This is a genomic window from Paenibacillus sp. JZ16 (genome assembly GCF_015326965.1).
Taxonomy (GTDB): Bacteria; Bacillota; Bacilli; order Paenibacillales; family Paenibacillaceae; genus Paenibacillus_AQ.
The window spans coordinates 6426105-6449982 of the sequence record NZ_CP017659.1 but is presented as its reverse complement, the minus strand read 5'-3'; the positions used below and the strand labels follow the sequence as shown (position 1 = coordinate 6449982).

18 protein-coding genes are annotated in these 23878 nt (G+C 51.4%); 8 read left to right on the top strand and 10 right to left on the bottom strand.

Annotated features, from left to right (window positions below; all coding sequences use genetic code 11):
• Window positions 1–9: 9 nt before the first annotated feature.
• The 7 genes from BJP58_RS28770 to sigK form a co-directional block, all read right to left on the bottom strand.
• The gene (locus BJP58_RS28770; protein WP_194541590.1) at window positions 10–897 is read right to left on the bottom strand and encodes a dihydrodipicolinate synthase family protein; all 888 of its coding nucleotides are present in this window, start codon (window positions 895–897) and stop codon (window positions 10–12) included.
• 13 nt (window positions 898–910) lie between these two features.
• Window positions 911–2185, bottom strand: a complete 1275-nt coding sequence (locus tag BJP58_RS28765; RefSeq protein ID WP_194541589.1) for a sialidase family protein — start codon at window positions 2183–2185, stop codon at window positions 911–913.
• A gap of 69 nt (window positions 2186–2254) precedes the next feature.
• Complete coding sequence (locus BJP58_RS28760) at window positions 2255–3856, bottom strand: extracellular solute-binding protein (RefSeq protein WP_194541588.1); 1602 nt, start codon at window positions 3854–3856, stop codon at window positions 2255–2257.
• A 27-nt stretch (window positions 3857–3883) separates the two neighbouring features.
• The gene (locus tag BJP58_RS28755) at window positions 3884–4759 is read right to left on the bottom strand and encodes a carbohydrate ABC transporter permease (RefSeq protein ID WP_194541587.1); all 876 of its coding nucleotides are present in this window, start codon (window positions 4757–4759) and stop codon (window positions 3884–3886) included.
• 17 nt (window positions 4760–4776) lie between these two features.
• On the bottom strand, window positions 4777–5682 hold the full coding sequence (locus BJP58_RS28750; RefSeq protein ID WP_194541586.1) for an ABC transporter permease: 906 nt from the start codon (window positions 5680–5682) through the stop codon (window positions 4777–4779).
• 168 nt (window positions 5683–5850) lie between these two features.
• On the bottom strand, window positions 5851–8112 hold the full coding sequence (locus BJP58_RS28745; protein WP_194541585.1) for a helix-turn-helix domain-containing protein: 2262 nt from the start codon (window positions 8110–8112) through the stop codon (window positions 5851–5853).
• A gap of 270 nt (window positions 8113–8382) precedes the next feature.
• Complete coding sequence (sigK, locus tag BJP58_RS28740; protein ID WP_006208952.1) at window positions 8383–9084, bottom strand: RNA polymerase sporulation sigma factor SigK; 702 nt, start codon at window positions 9082–9084, stop codon at window positions 8383–8385.
• A 535-nt stretch (window positions 9085–9619) separates the two neighbouring features.
• On the opposite strand from sigK, the gene BJP58_RS28735 reads away from it, so the two are divergent.
• The 5 genes from BJP58_RS28735 (at window position 9620) to BJP58_RS28715 (ending at window position 17530) form a co-directional block, all read left to right on the top strand.
• Entirely contained in the window at window positions 9620–10951 is a 1332-nt protein-coding gene (locus BJP58_RS28735) for a glycoside hydrolase family 125 protein (protein WP_194545101.1), read from the top strand.
• The gene (locus BJP58_RS28730) at window positions 10938–11828 is read left to right on the top strand and encodes a carbohydrate ABC transporter permease (RefSeq protein WP_194541584.1); all 891 of its coding nucleotides are present in this window, start codon (window positions 10938–10940) and stop codon (window positions 11826–11828) included. The genes BJP58_RS28735 and BJP58_RS28730 overlap by 14 nt, the downstream gene beginning before the upstream one ends.
• Window positions 11829–11839: 11 nt before the next feature.
• Entirely contained in the window at window positions 11840–12742 is a 903-nt protein-coding gene (locus BJP58_RS28725; RefSeq protein ID WP_233354795.1) for a carbohydrate ABC transporter permease, read from the top strand.
• Window positions 12743–12841: 99 nt separating this feature from the next.
• Window positions 12842–14191, top strand: coding sequence for an ABC transporter substrate-binding protein (locus BJP58_RS28720; RefSeq protein ID WP_194541583.1), 1350 nt, complete (start codon window positions 12842–12844; stop codon window positions 14189–14191).
• 84 nt (window positions 14192–14275) lie between these two features.
• On the top strand, window positions 14276–17530 hold the full coding sequence (locus tag BJP58_RS28715; RefSeq protein ID WP_194541582.1) for a carbohydrate-binding protein: 3255 nt from the start codon (window positions 14276–14278) through the stop codon (window positions 17528–17530).
• A gap of 173 nt (window positions 17531–17703) precedes the next feature.
• Here the strand turns inward: BJP58_RS28715 and BJP58_RS28710 are convergent, their stop codons facing one another.
• The 3 genes from BJP58_RS28710 to BJP58_RS28700 form a co-directional block, all read right to left on the bottom strand.
• Window positions 17704–18738 (bottom strand): dienelactone hydrolase family protein, encoded by a 1035-nt coding sequence (locus BJP58_RS28710; RefSeq protein ID WP_194545099.1) that lies wholly within the window; start codon window positions 18736–18738, stop codon window positions 17704–17706.
• Between the two features lie 89 nt (window positions 18739–18827).
• Window positions 18828–19724 carry an anti-sigma factor gene (locus BJP58_RS28705; protein ID WP_194541581.1) on the bottom strand — a complete coding sequence of 299 codons (897 nt, stop codon included), beginning with the start codon at window positions 19722–19724 and terminating at the stop codon, window positions 18828–18830.
• Entirely contained in the window at window positions 19699–20304 is a 606-nt protein-coding gene (locus tag BJP58_RS28700) for an RNA polymerase sigma factor (RefSeq protein ID WP_194541580.1), read from the bottom strand. The genes BJP58_RS28705 and BJP58_RS28700 overlap by 26 nt, the downstream gene beginning before the upstream one ends.
• A gap of 229 nt (window positions 20305–20533) precedes the next feature.
• Here BJP58_RS28700 and BJP58_RS28695 point away from each other — a divergent pair, with 229 nt between their 5' ends.
• Genes BJP58_RS28695 through BJP58_RS28685 form a run of 3 tightly spaced genes read left to right on the top strand, consistent with a single transcriptional unit; the run spans window position 20534 to window position 23794 of the window.
• A complete protein-coding gene (locus BJP58_RS28695; RefSeq protein WP_194541579.1) occupies window positions 20534–21697 on the top strand; it encodes a COG1470 family protein in 1164 nt (387 codons plus the stop codon).
• Between the two features lie 5 nt (window positions 21698–21702).
• A complete protein-coding gene (locus BJP58_RS28690) occupies window positions 21703–22725 on the top strand; it encodes an ABC transporter ATP-binding protein (protein ID WP_194545098.1) in 1023 nt (340 codons plus the stop codon).
• A complete protein-coding gene (locus tag BJP58_RS28685) occupies window positions 22691–23794 on the top strand; it encodes an ABC transporter permease (protein WP_199341190.1) in 1104 nt (367 codons plus the stop codon). The genes BJP58_RS28690 and BJP58_RS28685 overlap by 35 nt, the downstream gene beginning before the upstream one ends.
• Window positions 23795–23878: the final 84 nt, after the last annotated feature.

Sequence of the window (23878 nt, the reverse complement as noted above, 5' to 3'; positions counted from 1 at the left end):
TTCATCTTCTTAAACCTTGACGGTTTGCAGCCAAACCTCCATCGCCTTTTTAGCCTCGAGTGTGGTAACGCCGCTGGATCTCACCGTCGATCCCATGGGCACGCCTTGAAGAGCGGCCAGCATTTTCGCCGAGGAGGGGTAACCGAATCGGAGCAGCGCGTCGAGATATACAAGCTCCCTGTGAAGCTTCTCCGCATGGGCCGATCCTAGCGAAGCCGTCCTCCAGAAGTCTAAAACAGAGCCTGCTCCGGCAGCCGAAACGATGGCCATGATACCCTTAGCTCCTTGACGAATGGCTTCCAGCATGAACGGGGTGTTCGCCTGGTAAACAATCGTACCTTGAGCCACCTCGATCTTACCCATTATGCCTTCCATCGTACAGGTTGTGTCCTTGATCCCGATCACGCTGCCAGTATCCGTTAACCTGGAATAGACCCAGGGTTCTATTGCATAGGGCTCCACCAAGGGCCACTCATAGAGTATGACCGGACATTCCGCTATATCGGCCAGCCCCGCGAAGTGATCCGCGAGCTTGCCTTGGTCGACCCCCATGCCGGCCGGGGGGACAAGAACGACGCCCGCAAGCCCCGTATCCATCACTTGCTTCAGCTCTTCCTGCTGCAGCTTCGGAGCCTCAAGATTGCCCGTAGCCACAACCGGGGTGTTCCCCGCCAGCTTCACAGCCCTTCGCATCAGCTCCAACCGTTCCGTTAATGTCAGCCATTTCATTTCGCTGCTGCCGCATACGGCAAACAAGCCTTGGGGCCGGAAGGACAGCTGCCACTCCACGTAGCGTTCATAAGCCTCCCAATCGATGCTTCCGTCCTCGTGAAACGGGGTTAGCAGTAGGGAGAAGACACCCTCGAACTTCTTGGTTAACTCCGCTTTTTTGGTCAAAGCCCATATCCTCCTATCCATATACGAGAGATCGAAAATTCCGAATGTTGTGGAACGTAATCAAGTTCCCATTATGCGCATCCTTGGCTCTGGCATCGCCCGATCGGCTGGCAATGAGCAGATCTTCCCCGTCGATGGCCATGCTGGCATAATGCCGCGACTGCTTCGGCGAGGCTCCGATCGACACGATAGCCGCAAAACACCAGTCGATGCAATTCGTTGAGTAATGGAGCTGAAGACGGTGCCGCTCGTTGTTCGGCAGATCGAAGCGCTCCGCCGGCAGGCGCTCCTTGCGCGTCATGCTGTCTGTGGACTGCGAGCTGAGCAGCCAATACAACCTGCTCACCTCGTCAAATAACAGATGAAACTTCATTTGCCCTCCGGGGCACGGGACAAACACTGCTCGTTTGCCGGAAGGCGTCGTCTCCAGCATCGTTGTCATTGTGCCGTCGTCGTTCTCCACTACTTTGGCGATGGCGGCAAAACCGGTACCTCCCGTATGAGCTCTCGCCCACAGATGAAACGTCCTGCCCTCGGGATCATACCAGTAATGGTCAGGATCGGTGAATTGAACGACGTTCGTTTCCAGCCAGCCGACGGGCGGGCAATTCAACTGACCCTTGAGGTAATCCGAATTTTCGGTGAAAAAGGGGACGCCAAAATAATCGAGACGATCCGACGGAAAGGCATCGACGGCTGTTAAGCGGGAAGCGTAAGTCCAGCTGACCGGCTCCAGCAGGTCTGCGTCTTCCCGTGCCCGCATGAGGACCGGCTGGATTTCACTAACCGGCCACACCGTCATGTCATGCTGCCGAATATCCTCCATAACCAGGTATACATTCCCCTTGGCATAATGGACATTGCAAGGAGCCTGGTGCCAATCCCCTTCATCGGTCAGCTGGACCGGCTCGGACCAGGTAAGCCCCCCGTTATCGGATCGGATGATCATCAGATTGACGCAGTGCCCTAGAATGTAAAGTGCTCCTCCGGCCAGAAAGGGGCGTGCATGCATAAAGGGGAAGTCATGCGTATGCTGCCAAGTACGCCCTTTGTCGTCCGACACAAACACTTTCCCTTGCGTAATAAACCCTTTGCGTGAACCTTTCGGCCCCGGAAGATCGGGGACTCCCTTTCCTCCGAGATCCATTGTTAATACGAGTCGTCCGCCTGGCAGATTAATAATAGCAGGCGAGTAACAATAAACGGACTGTGGATCCGGCGACTCGAATACGGTGACATAATCATCGGCACACGGCCTAATCCTGTGCGCGGTTTCTTCCATGTTCAAGCGGTTACCCTCCCGATTCGGTTGTTATATGGGGCAGTAGCTTAACGCACGCTGCCGCCCCCTTTGATGTCAACTACGGATATAACGGTCATATGCCTGCTGTTTGATTTCGATCATTTCATCCAATCCCATTCGCTTTAAATCTTCTACGTATTTGTCCCATTCAGCTTCAATGCCGCCTTCCACGATCCATTTAGCTTCCATTTTGCGGACATACGTCATGATGTCGGTTGCCAGTACGCCAAGACGTTTGTTCTCTTCCGCCGTCATATACAAATTAGGGTACGTCCGATCCTCCGGAACGATATAAGGCTTATAAATTTCATAAAATCCGTTGCGCAGCTTATCGCTTTCGCTCTTCTCCAGCTTTTGCAGCCATTCGCTTGAGACCAGAAGCGGGAAGGCCGTCGAAGGCGTCGTGCTGCCGATCCAAGTGGAGATATCCATTCCGTCCTGAGGCGGCACGATTTCAATCTTGCCGTCCGACTTCTCCTTCAGATGGGTACCAAAGGGACCGTATTTAAACTGCATCGCCGATTTCGGATCGTTCAATGTGTCCACCAAACGCATCGTCGCTTCGGGGTACGGGTTGTTCTTCGTAATCGAGAAGAAGTTGAGAATGATCCGGTTGTCCTGCCTTCTCCACAGTTGGTGACCCTCCGGTCCTTTCAGCGGAGGCATCGCCACGTATTCATGAACTCTGTCCCCCAGCTCATACGTTCCGTTAAAAGAGGCGATCAAACCGACCTTTGGCGTTTCGTCCTTCGTCTTGGATAGCATCTGTTTGGCATCCTGGGTAAAGGATTCCTGATCCAACAGCCCTTCCTCGTATAAGCGGTTCAGGAACGCGATTGCCATCTTGTACTCCGGAATGGCCGGCTCGAACACCACCTTTTTATCCTTGACGGAGAAGCCGGTAAGCGCATCGGCAAGCCCAAACGCCCCAAACAGCTCATAGTACCCATTCGTCGTCGTGTTGTGACGGAAGGTTGACGGGATTTCATCCGCTTCGCCGTTCCCGTTCGGATCTTGCTCTTTGAACGCCTTTAGCACTGCAATCAATTCATCCGGCGTTGTCGGCACTTCAAGGCCGAGTTTATCCAGCCACGTTTTATTCAACAGAAATGTGTTCCGATATTGAAAATGGGCCTGATCTTCAAACCACGGGATGGAATATATGTGTCCGTCCGGCGCCGTAGCCATCCGCCGTACTTGCGGATTCTCATCCAAAATTTTCTTGATGTTCGGCGCGTATTTGTCGATCAAATCCTCCAAGGGAATCAGAACGCCCTCCGTTCCGTAATCCACCACATCCTGTGTCGTCAGCCCGTTGAAAAATGCGTCCGGGAATTCTCCGCTGGCCAGAATTAAATTTTTCTTCTCGGTCCAGCTCTCAGACGGGATCTGTTCCCACTCGACATCGATATTCGTTTTTTCCTCCAGGTCCTGCACCAGCACCATTTCGTTATAATCCTTGTGATAATGCTGTTTGACAACCGGAATCCGGATGCGGATCTCTTCATTTACGACCGGAAGTCCCGTTTCGTTGAAATTCGCTTCGGTGCTTGGCGCCTGTGCACCTTCCTTTGCTTCATTTCCGCTGCTGCAGCCCGCCAGAAGAAGAGCCGCCGCCACCGCGTATGCCGTAGACCTCGCCATCCATCGTTTCAAGATAACCACCCTTTCGTGATCTTTGGATTAGCCTTTCAAAGAACCAATCATGACACCTTTCACAAAATACTTCTGAACCATCGGATACAGGATGAGCACAGGAATGCTGGCTACGATGATGACCCCGTATTTGATGGATTCCGACAAGCTGTTGCTGGCACCGAGATCCAGGTTCATTAGTTCCTGCACCTCGTTCTGGATGAGTATGTTCCGCAGGACCAGCTGAAGCGGGTACTGAGCTTCATTCCTTAAATAGATCAGCGCGCTGAAGAACGAATTCCAATGGCTTACCCCGTAAAACAGGACTAGAACGGCCAGAATGGATTTTGATAATGGAAGCGCCACTTGCAGAAAAAACTTGAAATCCGAGCAGCCGTCCATGGCTGCCGCCTCCCGGAGTTCATCCGGAATGTTGTGTTGGAAGAAGGTACGGGTAATAATCAGATTCCAGACACTGACGGCCCCTGGTAATATCAAAGCCCACATGGAATTCATCAAGCCCAAAGATTTAACCAGCAGGTAGGTCGGAATAAGCCCTCCGCTGAAAAACATGGTGAACGTAATGAGAAACATGAACAGATTCCGGCCGTACATGTCTTTGCGGGACAGGGGGTAAGCCCCCGTAACGGTTATGGCTACATTGACCGCAGTCCCGACCGTCATGTAAACGAGCGTATTTTTGTATCCGACCCATATCGTCTGGTTCTCCATTATCCTCTGATACCCCTCAAGGGTAAAATCGACAGGAAACAGCCATACCTTGCCCCCGCTTACGCTAATCGGATCACTTACAGATGCGATGATAATAAAATACAATGGATATAGGATCACAATGAGCAGCAGCGTAAGAAACGCATAGTTGAATAAATCGAACACTCTATCCGCCCTTGATCTGGAATGCATGTCGGAGCTCCTCCTTTCTACCAAAGACTCGTTTCGGTCTGTTTTTTGGCGATCCGGTTGACGGTGACGAGCAGGATAAAATTCACGATGGAATCGAACAAGCCTACCGCCGCCGAGAAGCTGTATTGGGTACCCAGCAGCCCTGTCTTATACACATAGGTCGATATCACTTCCGACGAGTCCAGATTCAAGGAGTTCTGCATCAAAAAGGTCTTCTCGAAACCGACCGTCATGATCGAACCCAGCTGCAGGATGAGTACAATGATGATTGTCGGCAGGATCGAGGGGATGTCGATGTAGCGTATTCGCTGCAGTTTAGTCGCCCCATCGATGATGGCGGCTTCATGAAGCCCCGGATCCACCCCTGCCAATGCAGCCAAATAGATGATCGCCCCCCAGCCTGCCCCCTGCCATACGCCAGAAAGAACATGCAGTGTCTTGAACCATTCCGGCGAGCCGAGAAAAAAGACAGGATCCCCTCCCAAACCAACGATAAGATGATTGATCAATCCGCTGCCCGGGGACAGAAAAATCGTCAGCATCCCCACAATGACAACCGTCGATACAAAGTGAGGCGCATAGGTTACGGTCTGGACAAACCGTTTAAAACGGCGACTGGACAGTTGGTTGAGCAGAAGCGCAAGCAGGATTGGTATCGGAAATCCTAGAGCCAACCCGTATAAACTCAAGCCCAGTGTATTTTTGATTAAAGTCCAGAACTGGAAGGAATTAAAAAAACGCTCGAAGTGTTCCAAACCGACCCAAGGACTTCCGATAATTCCCCTTGTCGCCAAAAAGTCTTTAAACGCGATCTGCACGCCGTACATCGGTATATATTGAAAAATCACGAAGTACGCAAGCGTAGGTAAAAACAATAGGTACAGCTGGTAATGCACTCTGATTTTTCGCAGAAACAGCTTCATCCGTCGTATCACCCCCTCTCTGTACACAACATAAAGGGAACGGCGGGAGGTGTAAATTTACCGTTTATGTACAGGATAAACGGGATGTGACAACGGAGTTGACGGCTTCTGCCGCCGATTGACGAACGGCATTGATCAAATATGACCTGCATATGCAAACGTTTACAATTATTTATGCTTCATAGTACGGTAATCGCCTGGCGTCATGCCTTCCTGCTCCTTGAATTTTCTAATAAATCCGGAGACGCTTCCGTATCCAATTTGGTCTACCAGTTCCTGCAGATTCCCTTCCCCATGCGTTAACAGCTCCTTCGCCTTTTCCATGCGCAGCCGGTTCACATAATGAGAGATGGTGAAGCCTGTCTGTTCCTTGAAATAGCGGCTCAAATACGAGGCGGACATCCCCAGCTCATCCGCCAGAGTTTGCACCGAGAATTGCGTAGATCCAAAATTATCCCCGATATACTGCTTCATTTTCTCCACTGGTTCCCTATTTCCGCTCTCCTTTCGTTCGCTTATAATTCGGCGGATATCCGCGGAGATGTCCTTTACCAATTCGATCAGGTCATCCACGGTTTCAAATTCCGTCAGTTTCACCACATCCGGATACCTCTCAGCCAGCGCCTCTTCATCAAGTTCCATGTCCTCCAGAATAGCCAGGATCACGTTGATCAGATCAAAACAAATGCACTTGACCATAAATAACGGAAGCTGCTCTTTACGAATCCGATCGATCAGTTGACGAAGAAACGCATCAATGCCGCTGGTGTCGCTTTGGTAGATGAACTGCTTCAGGCGGTTCCATTGGCTCTTCGAATAACCGTTCCGGTTCGTCTCGGCTTCAGAAACGGCTTCGCGGAAAAAAATCAGGCTTCCCTTCCCCTTAATCAGTCTGTAATTTAGCGCTCCGCAGGCTTCGATATAAGATTTGCCCAGCTCCTCCAGCTTTACGTAAGAGTTACCGACCCCGATGGTAACGTCCATGCCGAGTGAACGGCTAAGGGTCTCATGGGTAATCTTCAGCAGCATCTCCATCGTTTCAACAGCTTCGTCTGTTCCCATTACCAATACGAGCTGCTCGGCTTCGAGCCCCTCGATACCGAAAACCTCCGTTCCCTGAGGGAGAGCTTCACACCATCCGTCCGGCAGTCCTGCAACCGACAGGTGTCCGTGATTTTTCGGAAAAAGAAGCACCATGACGGTATAAAACACGCTCTCTAATCGGAGCCCTGCCAGCTCTCCTTTTCCGCGCAGATCATCTTTGCTTTTGTATTCGCCTTTAAGCAGGTTCAGGATCAGATAATACTTGAGCGCTGGACGGCTTCTTTCAATTTTCCGGTTCAATTCATCGTTGTTCTCCGACATCACATCCAGCGCTGATCGAATCGATTCAATCTCGCCAAGCCTACTCCCCGGGGGAATGTTCACTTTACTGTCGGCAAGCCGCTTCAGCATCCGGATCGGCTTATAGTTCATATGGGTGGCAAAGAAAATAAGAATGCTTCCGACCAGCACAAGCAGCAGCAACCCGTAAAATGTCCTGCTTTTGGCCTGCTCCACCTTTAGCATGACCGTATCCTTGTCCACCAGCGCGATATAGGTCCAGCCGAACTTGGCGGATTCATCCTGAAACACGAAATATTCACGCTCTTCAAAATTCAGCGTGCCTTGACCCTCGCTGTTTGCTTGCAAACGTTCCAGCAGGATTTCGGCTTTGCCGGGATCCATGCTCTGGGAAGAGGTGATCAGATCCCCCTTCTCGTCCAAAATGAGCGTGTTGCTCCATGCATCCTCAAACTTCTTTTTAATTAATTCCTTAAACCGGTTTTCATTGATCAAGTATATAACCGTACCAAACGAATCGGATGGATTCGGGCCGATCGGCATCACGTAGGTAATATAGCGTTCACGGCCACCAACCGCTGTTCGTACATCTTCGGATTTCCGTACATGGGGAACGACTGCTTCGTTAATGTCCCGATAGAATTGCTCCGGCTCCCAGTTTTCGAATGTATAGATTTTGTCCGTGAATTCGGCTGCGTCGTAAGTGCTGTATGGGGAATATACTTTATGATGTCCATGGAAATATAACAGGAAATTGGAGATGAAGGTGTTGGCGCTGACATAATTTCGCAGCTGGGAGATGGTGTCAAGTTCGGTAAACGGATTTTTCGTCACCTGGTAAGGGGTTAGGCGGGTGTTGCCCGAGATATGGAAGGCGATGTTGTGAAGCTCGGTCATCTTGACGTCCACATTCTCCTTCACCTGGGAGAGCAGATTTAAATTGCCCCGGGTTACTTCGTCTTCCAGCAGCTGAATGAAATACTGGTATACAAAAAAACCGACCATCATGACCGGAAGCAGCAATATGACCACATACGTAACGACGTATTTGTACAACAGTTTGGAATTAAACCGACTTAAGCCCATTTGCATTCCCCCTTTATCATCTGTAGGATTTATTTTCATTGTAAGTAAATTATCGCATATGTAAATGCTCCGGCGCTGTCCATAAAACGGCGATAATGATTGGGGCAGGTTTGAAATGATGCTCACCGCGGAAGAAAACCGCTTGTCCATAACGCCTCAACAAGATGCACCTATCCTCTGCACAACTCGTGAAGAGCCAAGCTTTAGATAGATGCAACGAGCCATCATGGCTTAACCGTTCTTGAAAATATTTCAACACGCCGCTTCTTCCTACCGTTTCTGCTTGTAAAACTCATGATACAGCTTCATCAATGCCCGCTTCTCAATCCGTGACACATAGCTGCGCGATATGCCGAGTTCCTTGGCGATCTCCCGCTGCGTCCGTTCTTCTCCACCCGCTTCCAGCCCAAAACGACCAATAACGACTTCCTTCTCCCGGTCGTCCAATATATCGAGGTTCCGATAGATCTTACTCTTCTCAATCTTTAACTGCACGGCGTCCACGATATCATCCGCTTCTGTCCCGAGGATATCGATCAGTGTAATCTCGTTCCCCTCTTTGTCCGTTCCGATCGGATCATGGAGGGATACGTCCTTGCGGGTTTTCTTGAGTGAACGCAAATGCATCAGTATTTCATTTTCTATGCAACGGGCAGCAAATGTCGCCAGCTTCGTGCCTTTATTCGGCCTGAAGCTTTCAATCGCCTTGATGAGTCCTATCGTCCCGATGGAAATCAAATCTTCCAAATCCTCGCCGGTGTTATCAAACTTTTTGACGATGTGTGCGACCAGCCGAAGATTATGCTCAATCAGTTTATTCCGCGACTGAGGATCGCCTTCGGCCATTCGCTGCAGATGTTTAGCTTCCTCTTCCTCGGTCAGAGGCTGGGGAAACGCGTTGTTTTTCACGTACGAAACGAGCAGGGTCAACTCTTTTATGAACAAAGCAATTGCGGTAAACAATCCAGGCACTTTGGGACACCTCCTGCGAAGTTACAATGCAACCGGCCCTTATCGCGCTCGGTCTCTCGGTCTTCTCATTGTATGTAGGCAACGGCCCAGAAGTGCCTGTACGCGGGAAAGTGATTCGCAAAAACGTTTGCCGATTCCTCAACCAAGCAGCGAACAACAGCGACAAAGAGTCACCCCCTTCAATACATACTAATATATCATGTTATGTATCAGGCCATAACGACCCATGAATTGCTTTTGCCGCCACGGGATGTTTCTAATTTAAATTCATGCTTTTATCTCAAATCAATCATTCAATATCCGGCATGTCCACATCAAAACGAGGAAAGTTGACTTCTGGCAAATATACAATTAAGAACCGGCAGCATGACCGGCAAGATATTCATTGCATCCATATAATATAACAGCCATAATTTTAATTAAAATAATATATTGACATTAAATTGGTATGTAATTATATTGAATGTAAGCGTTTTATATAACGACCTACAAAATGATTAACAACCCTGAAGAATGGAAGGGAGCAGAGCTTACCATGTATACGTTGGACTATTTTTCTGTATTACATGATTTGAACCGCACGATCATCGAAGGTACCTCAGCTTATCCGAAGCTCGGACATATGTTTAGAAACATGCTGGACAATACCCTAAGTTCAACCATTCAACAACAGCCCGATGGTACCACCTTTGTCATTACCGGCGATATTCCGGCCATGTGGCTGAGGGATTCGGCTGCGCAAATCCGCCCCTTCCTCGTTCCGGCGGGCCAAGACGAGAAGCTGGCCGATTTGATCGAGGGGCTTGTACGCAGGCAAACAGAATTCATCCTGCTTGATCCATACGCCAATGCATTCAATGATTCGCCTTCCGGTCAAGGCCACCAGCACGACCGCACCGCCATGAATCCATGGCTATGGGAGCGCAAATATGAGATCGATTCGTTATGCTATCCCCTCCAGCTTGCTTACCTGTTATGGAAAGAAACCGGCAGGACCTCGCATCTGGATCAAACGTTCCATGCAGCCGCCAGGGTCATTCTGGACATCTGGCGAACCGAGCAGCATCATGAATCGAAATCGCCGTATTACTTCGAACGCTTCGATTGTCCTCCAAGCGACACGCTGCCTCGCGGCGGAAAAGGGGCTGAGGTGGCTTACACGGGAATGACCTGGTCCGGATTCCGCCCAAGCGACGACGCCTGCGCCTACGGATACCTCATACCGTCCAATATGTTCGCCGTCGTTGTGCTTGGTTATCTGGCGGAGATTTGCCGTGAAGTCCTGCGCGATTCCGAATTGGAAGCGGAGGCGGAGAAACTAGCCGATGAGATCCGTCATGGCATTGCGTCATACGGCGTGGTTGATCACCCCGAATATGGAAAAATTTATGCCTATGAAACGGACGGGATGGGAAACCATCTGCTGATGGATGATGCCAACGTTCCCAGCCTTTTGTCCATTCCGTATTTGGGCTATACAAGCGCTGATGACCCGGTCTATCAAAATACCCGCAGGTTCGTGCTGAGCCGCGCCAATCCGTACTATTATCAGGGCACTGCCGCTGCGGGCGTTGGAAGCCCCCATACGCCTGATCGTTATATCTGGCCGATTGCGCTGGCGATTCAAGGCTTGACGACTACCGATCGGGAAGAGAAATTTCGGCTGCTTCGGCTGATGGCGGATACCGATGCAGGCACCGGCATGATGCATGAAGGATTTCTGGTCGACGACCCTGCACGTTATACCCGCCCATGGTTTTCCTGGGCTAACATGATGTTTTGCGAGCTGATCATGGATTACTGCGGCATTCGAGTCAAAGCGAATGATATTGGAGGAGGTCATCGAGATCACCATGGGAACCAATAGGAAGCTTCGCGGCTGGGTCATCGGATATCTGTTCATTTTACCGTCCATTATCGGCTTCAGCGTTTTTGTCGCCTATCCCCTGTTGTCGTCCATGTATTACGCTTTGACAGAATGGAGCGGGTACGATTCCCCACGTTTTGTCGGCTTTGAGAACTTTAGATACCTCTTCACCGAGGATCCTGCTTTTTGGCCTTCGATCCGGGCAACGTTTTACTTCGTGATCCTAAGTGTTCCTTTATCGCTAATCCTAGGTTTGTTATTGGCCATGATGCTGAACAAAAACTTGACCGGCATCAAATGGTTCCGCACGATCTTTTATCTTCCCGTCGTCGTTCCCTCCATCGCCACGCTCACGTTGTGGCAATTTATTTATGAGCCGCAATACGGTCTGGCGAATTCGCTGCTAAGAGAGTTCGGACTGCCGCCGGGCACTTGGTTGACCAGCGAAACGACAGCGCTTCCATCCATCGTGTTAATCGGTTTATGGCAGGTCGGATCCAGTGTCATCATTTTTCTGAGCGGTCTGCAGTCGGTTCCCCAGGAAATGTATGAAGCGGCGGAAGTCGACGGCGCCTCCAGGTGGCGGATGTCGCTAAACATTACGCTGCCCATGATCACCCCGATCCTGTTCCTGCAGCTTATACTCGGCATCATCGGCGCATTCCAGGCGTTTAACCAGGTTCAGGTGCTGACCGGAGGCGGCCCGAACTTTTCCACCTCCCTGCTGAATTACAAAATCTATACCGACGCCTTCAATGGAAGAATGTTTGGTTATGCCATCGCGGAGGTGTGGGTACTGTTTGTCATCATCATGATTTTTACCGTGATTTCTTATCGGTACTCCAACCGGTTCGTTTATTACGAAAGCAATAAATAAGGGGGTAAGAAATGATGCAAGCGGAAGTACGGCCCAAACAACGAGGAAATTTGAATACAGCGGACATACGCGTAAAGCGAAGAGTACGGTTGAACTGGATAGACGCCATTCGTTTTATCTTATTGGCGATCGGCGCCATTGCGATGCTGTTCCCCCTCTTCTGGATGGTTACCATTGCGCTGAAGAGCAACAATGACGTGTTCAAAATTCCGCCCGAATGGTTTCCGCGGGAATTTCATTGGTCCAATTTTGTAACCGGAACAAAAGAAATCAACTTTTGGCAAACGTTTGGCAACTCCCTGTTTATCGCGATTACCTGCACAATCGGACAGATTATAAGCTCGGTACTGGTGGGCTACGGGCTCGCACGGCTCAAGTTCCCAGGACGTAAACTGTGGTTCTCGCTATTTGTAGGGAGCCTTATGCTTCCCGGATTTGTAGGCATGATCCCTATGTTTAACCTGTACACCAGCATTGGATGGTACGATTCCTGGCTGCCGATTATCGTGCCCGCCTTTTTTGGAAACGCCACGTTCTCGTTCCTGTTTGTCCAGTATATCAAAACGATCTCCGTTTCATTTGACGAGGCTGCCAAAATCGACGGAGCATCGGACCTTTATGTGCTGCTCAAGGTATTGGTGCCGATGTCCATGCCGGTCATCATGACCATGGTGATCTTTGCATTCCAAGGGGCATGGAATCAATATTTGGAACCTCTGCTCTATATTATCGATCCAAGCAAGTGGACGTTGTCGCTGGCGATGGCCACCTATACGGGCACCTATGCGACAGCCTGGAATCTGTTCATGGCCGCGGATTTAATTTATATCCTGCCGATGCTGCTGCTCTTCTTCTTTGGCCAGAAGTTTTTTATGCAGGGGCTCGGCTCCATGAATTCCGCGGGTTTAAAGTAAAGCTTCCGACCATTTGGGAGGTGATGCCGACCGGGATTGACTGAAGTAAAAAACAGGTGATGTTCAGTTCATTAAATTTACCATTGGGGAGGTCTTTCAATGAGACAGGGTGTTAGAAAGTGGGCCAGTGGAATCATCGCTTTACTGTTATTTTCAAGTCTGCTAGCCGCTTGCGGCGGCAACAGCGGCGGAAGCTCAAGTCCGGCGAGCCCCGGAAACACGCCATCCGGGGAAGATAACACCGGGTCCAAGAAACCCGTCGAAGTCACGATGATTACCTGGGAGTCGGCGGCCATGAACGAAAAAATCATGGCATCCATGAAAAAATTCGAAGAGGAAAACCCCGACATCAAAGTGAAACTCATCCCTACTCCATTGGACAATTACGGTGTCAAGATTAACGGAATGATCACGGCGAAGAAAGCGCCTGACATCTTCATGACCGGTAACGACATGCTGCTCGATAATGCCGGCAAAGGACTTCTCTATGACTGGACGGAGCTTGCAGCACAGGACAAAGCGTTCATGGAAGGCTTTTACGACGGCGTGGTAGACAGCTGGTACTATGAAGGCAAACTGGTCGGATTGCCAGGCCTCTTGAACACCTACGGCATTTTTTACAATAAAAAATCATTCCAGGATGCAGGCCTTCCGGAACCGAAAATCGGCTGGACCTACGATGAATTCTTCACGGCGATGGAGAAACTTTCGAGCAATCAGGGCGGTGTGCAGCAATTCGGTTATTACGCCCCCCTTGACCCTTTCCACGTCTCTCTCTATTCGGTTTCCGCCGGCGGTGCTCCCTTCGCTGATGCCATCATCAATCCAACGAAGGTGGAAATCAGCGACCCGTTCAGGGAAGGCGTCGAGAAATATAAGTCAGCCATTGCAAATGGCCATATGAATCCCCCGACCTTTGACTTAACCAATGCCATGAGTTCATTCAAACAAGGTAAAGTCCCGATGACCCTGCAGGGGCAGTGGGTAGCCGATGACTTGATCCGCACGGCTCCGAAAGAATTGGAATGGGGCTACGCTCCCATGCCGGTCGTAAACAGCCAGACCGAGATTTATGACGCCGTAGGCTGGTCCAGTCCGGCAACGCTCAAAAATCCGGAAGCGGTCTGGAAAGTGCTCAAGTACCTGGATTCCAAAATGTACGAGGAAGTCCTCCCTTCAACGCCGGTGGCTCCTGCAGCCTATCAAGCCTCTTCCGCTGCTTATTACGAAGCGCTGAAAACGGCCGGACATCCTGAAGTGGGCGAAGGCCTTGATCATATCCTGAAATCCCAGAATACGCAGCCGGTTCGTTTCCTGTCGACATGGGCAGGCAAAGCGTACCCGTTCATCGAAGCATCATGGAAAAACATTCTGATGGGCAAAGCCCCGATCACCGAACTGGATGTGATGGCCGAAAAAATCAATAAAGTGATTACGACCGGCAAGTAGGTAGTAACCGGGATCGCTAAACTCATGAAGCCGATCATGAATGGAATGGATCGGCTTCGATTTGAAAATAAAGGAGGAACATTCATGTCACTCAGATCAGGTCAACTATTCAAATTTCTGGCGGTGCCTCTGGCTATCGCGCTCATGCTCGGCTCCATGCCCGGCATCGGATCGTCCAAGGCCTACGCCTATACCGCATCGGATGGGGATACAGCGATGAGAGCATTTAACGATACATTCTGGGATCCAAACGCCAAGATGTTCTGGAAGGACTCCAAACGCGAAAAGCATCAGGACTTCTGGGTGGAAGCAGAGCTGTGGGAATTGGTCATGGATGCGTATCAGCATACATCCGATCCCGCCTTGAAAGCCGAGCTTAAAACGCAGATCGACGATGTTTATGACGGCACCGTTGCGAAGTACGGACAAGATTGGACGAATAATCCGTTCAATGACGATATTATGTGGTGGGCGATGGGAAGCGCCAGAGCCTATCAAATCACCGGGAACCCAAGATATTTGGAGGCCGCGAGAGATCATTTTGATTTTGTGTACGATACGCAGTGGGATGAAGAGTTCGCAAGCGGCGGCATTTGGTGGCTGAACAGCGAGCATAATACCAAAAATGCATGCATTAATTTCCCGGCGGCGCAAGCTGCACTTTATCTTTATGATATTACGAAAGATGAACATTATCTGAACGCGGCAACCAAAATATTCAGATGGGGCAAAACGATGCTGACGGACGGAAACGGAAAAGTGTTCGACCGGATCGAAATCGAGCATGGCGCGGTTCCGGATGCTACCCACTACAATCAGGGTACATACATCGGGTCGGCCGTCGGATTATATAAAGCGACCGGAAATGCCGTTTACCTCGATGACGCGGTCAAGGCCGCTAAATTCACCAAAAACCATCTGGTGGATTCAAACGGGGTGTTGAATTACGAAGGACCTAACGGAGATCTGAAAGGCGGCAAAACGATCCTGATGCGAAATCTGGCCCATCTGCAAAAGACGCTGGATGAAACCGGCCAATACCCGGAATTCAGCGCTGAATTCGACGAATGGCTTGCATTCAATGTCGAGATGGCCTGGAGCCACCGCAATTCGGATCATATCGTGGATGGGAACTGGGCGGGACAACTGCTGTCCGGAACCTATGAATCCTGGTCCTCAGCCGCTGCCGTTCAAGCTTTAAACGTGATCAAGCCAATGGAAGCGGAGCTTCGTTACGCCGTTAAAAACCCCTTCGAGAAAATCGAAGCGGAACGCTACAATATCGGGACCGGATTCGTTCTGGAAGGTGCGTTCGAAGGCTCGCTGCAATTAGGCGGAATCCAGCATGGCTCATATGCCGCTTACAAAAATGTGGATTTCGGATCAGAAGGCGCGATCGGCTTCATTGCCAGAGCGTCCAGCGGAACGGGCGGAGGTAACATCGAGATCCGGCTTGATTCCAAGGACGGCCCCAAAGTCGGGACGTTGAACGTAGAGGGAACGGGCGACTGGAATCGTTATATCGATGCCGTCACCCTCCTTAAGGATGACCAAGGAGCGCCAAGCACCATTACTGGCGTCCATGATCTGTATCTTGTCTTCACCAAGACGAATGACGATTATCTATTCAATTTAAACTGGATTCAATTTACGACCACGGATCCGACGGAAACTGACGCCTATGCCAAACTGAAGGCCGGAAATTATGACAGCAGCGAAGGACTTAGCAAGCATGCCGAATTCGGGTATTTGGACGGAATCCATCACAATGCCTATGCCTCTTATGAAGGAATTGATTTTGGATCCGGCGCGGCTGGTATCACTGTTCATGTGGCGAGCGGCAATCAAGGCGGAACGATCGAGGTTAAATTGGACAGTCTGGATGGACCTACCGCAGGTGTCGTTCAGATTCCAGCGCTGGGAAGCTGGGATAACTGGGTCGATATCATGGCGAATATCGATGACAGCTTGGCTGTAGGCGTTCATGACGTATACCTGGTTTTCAAGGGAGCAAACGGCAGCGACTATCCTCTCAATCTGGAGTGGTTCACCTTTACCACCATGAAAGGAAAAGCAAGGGATGCTTCCGGCAAGCTGGAAGCTGAAAACTATACGAACGGGGTAGGCTTCGGCAGAGAAACCGGCGGCGGGGAAACTTACCTGGCCGGAATGTTTGGTCCGAATAACCCTTATGCCATGTACAACTATATCGATTTTGGCAGCGAAAGCCCTACGCAATTCCATGTCAACGCAGCCAGCGCCACGGCTGGCGGGACGGTCGAGGTCAGACTGGACAGTCTGGGCGGTCCGGTCATTGCAACAGCCACCGTCTCAGGGACCGGAGGTTGGCAGAATTTCAAAGTTTTCTCGACGGATGTTACTGCCCCTGTAACGGGAAAACATATTGTATTCCTGTCTTTTAAAGGCGGAGACTGGTTATATAATTTTGATAAATTCACATTTGGCGATCCGGCCGTATTTACAGAGACTCCACCTCCTCCTATACCAGAAGAGGACCATATTGCTCCCGGGGAGGTAGAGAATGTTCAGGCGAAGCGCGGCGAGGGCAGCATCACGCTGACTTGGGATGGTCCCTATGATATCGATGCTCAAAAAGTGCAAATTACGCTGCGGAGCGATGGACAGCAGGTCGGCGACGTCATCGAGGTGAATCGGGGAATTCAAACAGCGGTGATACAGGGAATCGAGGCGGGCAAGGATTACTCGCTCTTCATCCGATCCGTTGATCGGTCCGGGAATGTTTCGCAGGGAGTCACCATCGAGGTTACCGATTCTCCTTCCTTCTCTCTGACCGCCCATGGAAAGAGCTTGGAAGATGGCGATGCTTTGGAGGATTATATGGTCCTCAGCTTCAAAATCATGGACACTTCCGCCATTCGATTTGCCGAAATAACCATCAACGGCAAAGCCTATACGCTGGATCCATTGACCAAGAATGCCATCGACATCGATCTGGCAGGGAATTTGGGCGACATAACGGCAACCGTTACGACTGAAGATCGGTCCGGTAACAAGCTTCAGAAAACAATCCAGTTCCAAGTCATCACGAGCGTGCATTCCATGAAGCAATTAATCGCCCGATTCGCGGATTCAGGGGATGTACGCGGAGCGATCATTCCTCAGCTGACCAACGCACTTAACCAGGTACAGCATCATCTGGATAAGGGAAGACGGGATCAGGCCGTCAAGCATATGCTGAATTTCACCAAGCACCTGAATAAGGAGGCGATGGGGCGTAACGTCAGTGATCAAGCCAAGACAGCATTGAATACCGATGCTGAGTTCCTGCTCCAAGATTGGCTGGCTGGCTTGAAGTAAACAAAATACGCTAAAGCCGCAACCATGCTAACATATAAAAAAAGTGACTCCTGATGATTTGGGAGTCACTTTTTTCTTTATTTTAGCTGCACCCATAATATCTTGCGGTCCATACGCGCAAGGCCTGTCACACGTAGTACTGATAAGCAGGGGCTAGGTAGGATAGACAGCCTTCACAAGTCCGGGCTGCTTAGCCGTTCAAACAACCAGTCGTACGAATACCGGCCGCTAATTTCGTGTGCTCCGGGGAACAGATCGGTTCGCAGCCTCTCCTCCGCACCGGTGCGCCGATATATTTCCCTGAGCTCATGAGCTGCTGCTTCAAAGCCGGCAGCAGGAAATATCCGATCATGGGTTCCAGACTCCAGAAACAATGGCCTGGGACAGATCAGTCCCAACCATTCCGGAAGCTCGGCGTGGTTCAGGATGCCGGGGATGTAATTGCATACACAGTGCTGCATCGCCATAATGCTGTCCTTAAAAGTATTAGGGTACCCGGCAAGCACGGCAGCCCGTATTCGTTCATCCAGCGCCGCGCTCAAAAACGAGATTAGCCCGCCTCCCGAAAAACCCATGATGCCGATTTGGTCAGCCTGAACCTCAGGACGCTCGGCCACATACTCCAATGCCTTTAGCGTCTCGGCTACGCGGAGACCGGCGAGTGTCTTGCCATGCATCATGAGCCCGGTGGACAGCCGGTGGCAGGAGTTCGGGGCATCCGGATTCCGCGCGAGATCCGCATCAAGGCGCCGCTCACCGAAACCGGCAACATCCGGAGCGATCACCACCATGCCTCGTCGTACCAACTGGACAGCAAAATGCCGATGTATACCAGATGTATCGGGATCGCTTGATCCGTCCTGCCTCAGCCCGACAATTTCCCTGCTTCCATAGCCATGACCATGAACGGCGACGGCTGCCGGCATCGGCTTCATCTGATCCCCTTCCGGAATTAATACATATGCCGCAAAGGACACGCCCGGTATGGCGGATAGCTCTACCCTCTCCCGAATATATCCGTCACACCGCTCCTGCTCAAGCAGTACAGGTTTGTGCCCTTCATTGGCTTCGAATTCGCCGATCAATTGCCGAAGCGTCTGCTTCAAATGCCCCTTGCGCTCTTCAGCACTCATGGAAACCTGCCTGTCTTTCGTTCGTCCCATTGCTTCGTTATACATGGATTCCAGCAAAGCATCCGCGCGCCACATCCCGTATTCACCGCCTTCCATTTACTCCCTGTTTTTAGACAAGGTGTTCCGCTGGATCGGATCACGCATTTCACCTGTATATCTGGGTATCAAGGCCCCATATTCACCAGGACGGCTTCGGGCCCTGTCGGTCTCCGGCTTCCCCCTTTGGGCTCCATGCTGACGACAATCCGCTTCGCTTTCTCTGCTCCGTAACCGTAATAATAGCTCTTTCCCTGCGGGCCCTGTACTAGCATAAAACCCGCGCTCGACAGCCGATCCTCATCCTGAAGCCACACCTGATAGTCTTTCTCCTCCAAGGAATGCAGGCCATTGACAACGATCAGCATTTCTCCCGAGCCGCGTTTCAACCATACTGAGCCGCTGCCGTAGAAAGGTTCAATCGGCTGTATGACATACCGCTCGGTATCCTCGCTTTGCATATCGGCAATGCGCTGGCTCACCGCATGTTCGAAGGCCGCATGAGTCTGCCCCTCGTTTCCCTTCATGATGAATAAACCCGCAATCAACAGAATGAGCAGCGCTCCCGACAACGCCTGCAGGACAACGTGCTTTTTGATTCGGAGTCGGCCTTGGATTGACCGTATATAAGCCGCACGCATGAGCCTGCTGCGCACCCGGCTTTGAGGCATAGGATCATCAGAGAATTTATTCTTATTCGTTGACTCACCAAAGGCCATTCCCGCGCCTGCCGGCTGTGTCGATCTGACGAGTGGTTCTCCATGATCACAGCCTCGATCCAGCTGTGACTCATGTTCATCGACAGGATAAGAAGGCATGACGAGATCTACAGCCCCCATTAGCTTCGCCCATTCCGCCGCTGTGCCGGAACATATCTCACATTCTTTAAGATGTCGCTCGATATTCATGCTCTCCGCGTACGGCAATCGCTTCATAACGTAATCAACAAGCTTTTCCTCGGGGTATAACGAGCAGTCAACGTTGTCTTGAGCGAGAAACTCATGGTCTTGCCTTGAATGTTTCATGCTGCGAGCTCCCCCCTTCCTTCCCGCTCATCGCATCCAGCCGCCGCCTGACATTGTGGATGCCGTACCGGATTAAAGATTTGACGGTTCCGACAGGCCGGTTTAACAATTCCGCCATTTCCCGGTGGGAGCGCTGCTCGACATAACTCCCGTAAACCGCCATCCTCTGAAGGGGCGGAATCCCCTGAAGCGCCTCCTTTACCTGCTCCAGCTCCACCCGGCGCAAGGCGGCCAACTCTACCGATTCCTGACCTTCGCTCCATACCGTTTCCGGCAGAGCCTCTTCCATCCATTCGGCTTCAGCCATACGCTGCCGTTTGCGCAGCCGATCCATCGCCCTGCACCGTGTTCTCACGGCCAGCCAAGCCTCAACGCTGCCACGTGCGGGATCATACTGATCCGCCTTATGCAGCACTTCCATGAAGATATCCTGGCATAGTTCCTCCGCCTCGGCCGGATCCTTGGTCATCTGCAAAGCCAGCCGGTAAACCAGGCGGGCATGGGTATCATAGAAGCGCCGGAACGCTGTGGCCGAACCTTCTGCAATCTCCTCCAGCCACATCGCAGAATGATCGTTCATCCCCGAACTCCTCCTTACCTGTTCTCCTCTCACACATCATGATGGCCTGCCTGCGCACGGCCATTTTCGATCAATATTTTAGCAAACGCTCCTTGTCTTTTGAATAAATTGGGTCACTTTTCAGCTTCCTTTAATGAATTTTTTAGGTAATTTTAATCTTTCCGATAAATCCAAACCCGGTGCTTCCAACGTACTCATTATGAATCAATAAATTAGGAGGGGTAGTGTCATGAAATTGCTTAGAAAGAGAGCCAAGCAGCTGAACCTGCTGCTCTTGTTCATCCTGGGTACTTACTTGTTAAGTGGAGGAAATACCGCGTTCGCCGCCGGGGAAATCACCTTGTACACGCCTTACACCTCGATTTCCGTTCCACCGGGGGAAGTCATCAATTATCCCCTTGAAGTCAAAAACAATACGAGCGGCGTCATTACGGTCCCGCTCCAAATCAACAGCCTGCCGAGCGGCTGGAGCACCAAGCTTAACGGCGGAGGCTGGCAGCTGAAAGAAGTGTCCGTGAAGCCGGGCGAATCGGAATCGGTGTCCTTGGAGGTTACCGTACCGCTTAAAGTAGATAAAGGCTCCTATCGGTTTCAAGTAACGGCGGGATCCATGGCCAGTCTGCCTTTAACCGTGGATATCACGGAAAAAGGAACCTATCAAACAGAGCTCACAACCGATCAAGCCAATCTGGAGGGGCATGCCGATTCCACGTTTACCTACACGGTGAATCTGCAAAACCGAACCGCCAATAAACAAAACTATGCCCTTCAGGCCGATGCTCAGGCCGGTTGGGACGTTACATTCACCTCAGGCGGCAAGCAGGTATCCTCCGTCGAAATCGAAGCGGGTGCAAGCCAATCTATCACCGTCGATATCAAACCGCCTGCCGAAGTGACGGAAGGCTCCTTCTCCATTCCGATCCGTGCCTCCAATTCATCGACATCCTCCGAGCTTGCGCTGGAGGCCGTCATTACGGGATCTTATGGGCTGGAGCTTACAACACCAAGCGGTTTGCTCAGTACAAACGTCAATGCGGGCGGCAGCAAAACCATTGAGCTGCTGGTCAAGAATACGGGGACCGCATCTCTCTCGGATATTAATCTTAGCTCCGATACGCCGGTGGACTGGGAAGTAAGCTTCAACCCGAAAACGATCGAAAATCTGCCCGCAGGCAAATCCACAACGGTTGAGGCCAAACTGACTTCAAGCGACAAAGCCATTGCGGGTGATTATGTCACCAGCCTGAAGGCCGCCGCGGCTGAAGCAAGTTCCGACGCCCAATTCCGCGTTGCCGTCAAAGGCTCCATGCTGTGGGGCTGGATCGGCGTGCTTGTCATTGTTGCTATTCTGGGAGGCATCTATGTTCTCATTCGTAAATACGGAAGGAGATAACCATGATGGATACGGTCATTGACATTCACGAATTAACGAAGAGCTACAACGAAACGAAGGCGGTAGACCGTTTATCCCTCCAAATTAAACGCGGCGAGATCTTCGGTCTGCTCGGCCCGAACGGTGCGGGCAAGTCCACCACGATCCTGATGCTGCTCGGACTCAGCGAACCGGATTCAGGAACGATTAACGTGCTCGGCATCAATCCGACAAGAGAACCGATCCCGGTCAAGCGGCGGGTCGGATACCTGCCTGATGACGTCGGCTTTCACGAGGACCGAACTGGATTGGAGAACCTGATGCTAACGGCCCGGCTGAATCGAATCCCCGATTCCCAAGCCCGGGAAAGGGCACTGGAGCTGTTGGAGCAAGTCGGGCTCACGCAGGCAGCCCATAAGAAGACAGGAGCCTATTCCCGCGGGATGCGGCAGCGGCTCGGACTCGCGGACGTCTTGATGAAATCCCCGGAGATTATCATCCTCGATGAACCGACCTTGGGCATCGATCCAACAGGAATGGAGGAGCTGCTGCGTTTGATCCGGAAGCTAAGCCGTGAGCAGGGCCTTACCGTACTGCTATCGTCCCACCAACTGCACCAGGTTCAGCAGATTTGCGACCGCGTCGGCCTGTTCGTGCGGGGACGGCTTCTCGCCGAAGGGGATGTCGAGGGGCTGTCCCGGACCCTGTTCGCCGATGATCCGATTATGATCACGGTGGAGCTGGATGAGCTGCGGCCCGAATTGCGTGATGAGATCAGCGCTATCGAAGGGGTTCACCTGATCGAGGTTCCGGCTGTCGAAAGCGATCCGGCTGAACATGCGGACACCCGGATCAGAGACCTTCCAGCTAAGATTCTGATCCGGGCCGATAAGGATTGCAGCCCTGAAATTGCCCGAACGGTTGTGAATGCAGGTGTCCAGCTATTCTCGCTGAACCGCCAGCAGTACGGTTTGGATGAAATCTACCACCGTTATTTTGCAGGAGGTGATGAGCATGGCAGAGCGAAGAGCGCCGAGCGTACAGGATAAGCTGGCTGACATTGGCCGCCGGCTGCAGTCCTACTCTGAAAACTTCAAAAAAACATTTTCCAAGCGAACCAACACGCCCGGTCAATCAGCGACAGGAGAATTAGTCAAATCGACCACGCCTTCTGCTTTCGGCGTGCTGGTCCGCAAAGAGATCGCGGACCATATCCGGAGCTGGCGCTTCATATTACTGCTGGGCATCATTGCCTTAACCTGCGTGGCTTCGCTTTATACGGCTATGAACAGCATCCGGGAAGCTCTCGGCTCGGAGAACGGGGTCGATGATTTTGTCATCCTGAAGCTGTTCACCCTCTCGGACGGAACCCTTCCGACCTTCATCGGATTTGTCGGTTTCTTAGGTCCATTGCTCGGAATCGGCATGGGCTTTGATGCCATCAACAGTGAACGGAACAAAGGGACGCTTAGCCGAATCATGGCCCAGCCGATTCACCGCGACGACCTGCTCAATGCGAAGTTCGCCGCTTCCCTGATCGTGATTAGCATCATGTTTATCACGCTCGGGCTGCTGACCATGGCGCTGGGCACCCTGATTATCGGCATACCGCCAACCTTCGAGGAATTTTTGAGAACCATCAGCTTTCTGGTCGTGACCATTTTTTACGTTGGCTTCTGGCTGAATCTGTCCATTATGTTCTCCGTAAGATTCCGCCAGCCGGCGACTTCCGCCCTGTCAAGCATTGCGGTCTGGCTGTTCTTCAGCTTCTTTTTTGATATGATCCTGCAATTGCTGGCACGGGGATTGGCTCCGGACTCTGCCTCAGCCACGGCCCATGATGTCATGAGCTATCAGAATCTGATGCTCTGGCTTGGCCGGCTGTCGCCATATACCCTGTTTAATGAGGCAACGAGCACTCTGCTGATGCCGTCCATCCGCAATCTCGGACCACTCACGCAGGAGCAGGTGTACGGTGCCATCGCTAGTCCGCTGCCGTTTGGTCAAAGCCTGCTGCTCGTCTGGCCGCAAATTACCGGACTGACCGCAGCCACGCTGATCTGCTTCGCCATCTCTTACGTCCTGTTCCTCCGACAGGAGATTAGAGGCCGGTCCTGATTTTTAGGTTATGCGAACAAGCTCATCTGAATTTTTCAGATGAGCTTGTTTTTTGCATGAGTTCTCAAGTTATGCTGCTCAGTC

What these genes read in the sequence shown, in the direction of transcription:
- BJP58_RS28700 (WP_194541580.1), bottom strand. Translation starts at nt 20,304, where the DNA reads ATGAACGATCATTCTGCGATGTGGCTGGAGGAGATTGCAGAAGGTTCG.
- BJP58_RS28755 (WP_194541587.1), bottom strand. Translation starts at nt 4,759, where the DNA reads ATGCATTCCAGATCAAGGGCGGATAGAGTGTTCGATTTATTCAACTAT.
- BJP58_RS28715 (WP_194541582.1), top strand. Translation starts at nt 14,276, where the DNA reads ATGTCACTCAGATCAGGTCAACTATTCAAATTTCTGGCGGTGCCTCTG.
- BJP58_RS28750 (WP_194541586.1), bottom strand. Translation starts at nt 5,682, where the DNA reads ATGAAGCTGTTTCTGCGAAAAATCAGAGTGCATTACCAGCTGTACCTA.
- BJP58_RS28705 (WP_194541581.1), bottom strand. Translation starts at nt 19,724, where the DNA reads ATGAAACATTCAAGGCAAGACCATGAGTTTCTCGCTCAAGACAACGTT.
- BJP58_RS28725 (WP_233354795.1), top strand. Translation starts at nt 11,840, where the DNA reads ATGATGCAAGCGGAAGTACGGCCCAAACAACGAGGAAATTTGAATACA.
- BJP58_RS28690 (WP_194545098.1), top strand. Translation starts at nt 21,703, where the DNA reads ATGGATACGGTCATTGACATTCACGAATTAACGAAGAGCTACAACGAA.
- BJP58_RS28730 (WP_194541584.1), top strand. Translation starts at nt 10,938, where the DNA reads ATGGGAACCAATAGGAAGCTTCGCGGCTGGGTCATCGGATATCTGTTC.
- BJP58_RS28685 (WP_199341190.1), top strand. Translation starts at nt 22,691, where the DNA reads ATGGCAGAGCGAAGAGCGCCGAGCGTACAGGATAAGCTGGCTGACATT.
- BJP58_RS28735 (WP_194545101.1), top strand. Translation starts at nt 9,620, where the DNA reads ATGTATACGTTGGACTATTTTTCTGTATTACATGATTTGAACCGCACG.
- BJP58_RS28745 (WP_194541585.1), bottom strand. Translation starts at nt 8,112, where the DNA reads ATGGGCTTAAGTCGGTTTAATTCCAAACTGTTGTACAAATACGTCGTT.
- BJP58_RS28695 (WP_194541579.1), top strand. Translation starts at nt 20,534, where the DNA reads ATGAAATTGCTTAGAAAGAGAGCCAAGCAGCTGAACCTGCTGCTCTTG.
- BJP58_RS28720 (WP_194541583.1), top strand. Translation starts at nt 12,842, where the DNA reads ATGAGACAGGGTGTTAGAAAGTGGGCCAGTGGAATCATCGCTTTACTG.
- BJP58_RS28710 (WP_194545099.1), bottom strand. Translation starts at nt 18,738, where the DNA reads ATGTGGCGCGCGGATGCTTTGCTGGAATCCATGTATAACGAAGCAATG.